The following is a 2678-nucleotide window of genomic DNA, read 5'->3' as shown; positions in this document are numbered from 1 at the left end:
GAAGTTTTACGGCTATAGATATTGAAAAACAAAAATCATTCTTAAATATTGCTCTAGAATATAAGAATAAAGGAATAGTAGATGAAATAAGATTATCAACTAGGCCAGATGCAATAAATGACTTGATATTGATACACTTAGAAAATTATAAAGTTGATACAATAGAGCTAGGTGTACAGTCTTTATGTGACGATGTCTTATATAAAAGTGGTAGAGGGCATAACTCAAAAGATGTCTACCAGGCGGTAAAACTTATTAGGAACTATAATTTTAAACTAGGTTTGCAAATGATGATTGGACTTCCAGGTGATACTTTTGAAAGGTCTTTATTTACAGCTAGAAAGTTTATAGATTTAAAGCCGGAATGTGTGAGGATATATCCTACTTTAGTTATTAAGGATACTGCACTTGAAAGTCTTAGATCGGAAAATAAATACAGTCCACTTACTTTAGATAAGGCGGTTCAGTTGTGTACATATTTGCTAGTAGAGTTCTATACAAATTATATTAATGTTATAAGGGTTGGTTTGCAGCCAACTGAGAATATACAACTAGGGAAAGATGTTGTAGATGGACCTTTCCACCCTGCTTTCAAGCAATTAGTAGAATCTAATATATTTAAAATTGTTTTAAGTAGCTATATTGATTCTACTAATATAGAAACAAACGGTAAAGTTCTTAAGATATATTCTAATTCTAAGAACATTTCGGATATAGCAGGTCAAAAGTCTAAAAACATAGATTTCTTAAAATCCAACTATAATTTTAAAGATATTAAAATATATTCAAAAAAAATGTTTAAAAACATTATAGATATTGAAATGGAAAGCTGTTTTGCTAGTATAAATATATTTAATGAGATGAAAAAAATAAAACGTAAGTAGGTGTTTGTGTTGCATTTAAAAAAACTTGAGTTACAGGGATTTAAATCTTTTCCGGATAAAACAGAAATAAAGTTCGAGGATAATATTACAGCTATTGTAGGGCCAAATGGAAGTGGGAAAAGTAATATCTCTGATGCTATAAGATGGGTTCTAGGAGAACAAAGTATAAAAAACCTTAGAGGTAGCAAAATGGAAGATGTTATATTCTCAGGAACAAGGCGGAGAAAAGCGTTAAGTTTTGCTGAAGTAAGCATATACTTTGATAATGGCGATAGAACAATACCAATTGAATATAATGAAGTTGTTGTAACTCGACGAATGTTTAGGTCTGGTGAGAGTGAGTACTATCTAAATAAAAGTGCTTGTAGGCTAAAAGACATACGAGCTATGTTCATGGATACAGGTATAGGTAAGGATGGTTATTCTATAATAGGCCAGGGTAGAATAGATGAAATACTTAGTGATAAACCAGAAGATCGTAGGAGTATATTTGAAGAAGCAGCAGGCATAATAAAATATAAAACAAAAAAAGAGAACTCAGAAAAGAAGCTTAAAAATACTGAAGACAACTTAACTAGAATAAATGATCTAATTTCCGAAATATCAAGTAATAATAAAAAGTTAAAAAAAGAATCCCAAAAAGCTGATAAATTCATAAAAACTTTTGAAGAGTTAAAAAATTTAGAAGCAAATATATACATTAGAGATATTAGAGAATTAGAAGAGAAAAGGAAAAAGATTAGAAATAACAATAAAGGGATTCAGGAAAACATAGATGAAAATAATTTAAAAAAAGAGAATAAAGAAGGTATATTTAAAGAATTAAAAGATAGTATGGACTATGAGGAAAAAACAATAGAAAAACTAAGATCTGAAAGAGAAAAAGTTTTAGAAGATAGGGATAAATCAAAAAATAAATTAACATTGTTAACAGAAAGAGAAAGTTTTAATAAGGAAAATATCACAAGATTAAAAGAAGAGATAAAGAGAATAGATTCTGGAAATTTAAAATTGGAAAATAAATTAGAAACCCTAGAAACATATAAAGAAGAAAATCTTGAGAAATATGAACTTCTAACTTCGGAACAATCCCAGAGTAGAAGTCAACTAGAAGAGATAGAGAAAGATATATCTACTCTGGAAGAAGAGATAGAGAATAGGAATAGAGATACAAACAAGTTATATGAAAAAATAGCCGATAAAAAAGGAAAGCTTAATAATTTAGATATTTCTAACAAGAATATAGAGGATGAGAAACGAGAGTATGAAAGGGAAAATAAAAAACTATATAAAGAAATAGAAATTTTAGATAAAAAGGTAGAACTTATAAATTATCAGAATAAAGAATTAGAAGAAAGCTTAGAAAAACTTTATAGTAAAAAGAAATTTTTAGAAAAAAATTATAAAAAAACACAGATGGATTTAAATGATAATTCTGAACTAATAAAAGAAAAAGAAATAAAACTTGGTAAAGCAAAGTCAAACTATAATTTATATAAAAATATGCAAAATAGCTATGAAGGTTACTTTAAAAGTGTTAAAAATTTACTTATAGCCATAAAAAATGACAAAATAGAGAATGATGGTTTTTATGGTTTGGTTGTTGACCTACTTAAAGTAGATAAAAAGTATGAAACAGCCATAAATATAGCATTAGGTGGGAGCCTCCAAAATGTCGTAGTAGAAAATGAGGATAATGCCAAAGAAATGATAAATTATTTGAAGGAAAAGAAGCTTGGAAGAGTAACATTTCTTCCTTTAAGCACTGTAAAAGGTAATGAATACAATCTAAGC

2 protein-coding genes are annotated in these 2678 nt (G+C 28.0%); both read left to right on the top strand.

Annotated features, from left to right (window positions below):
- On the top strand, positions 1 to 884 hold an 884-nt coding region (locus ACTHW2_RS12690; RefSeq protein ID WP_442264263.1), incomplete at its 5' end, for an elongator complex protein 3.
- A gap of 9 nt (positions 885 to 893) precedes the next feature.
- Positions 894 to 2678: chromosome segregation SMC family protein (locus ACTHW2_RS12685; RefSeq protein ID WP_442264262.1), on the top strand; the 1785-nt coding region annotated here is incomplete at its 3' end.

It is taken from the genome of Tissierella sp., from assembly GCF_052089545.1.
GTDB lineage: Bacteria > Bacillota > Clostridia > Tissierellales > Tissierellaceae > Tissierella_A.
The sequence above is the reverse complement of the archived record's forward strand: the minus strand, read 5'-3'. Positions and strand labels throughout refer to the sequence as shown.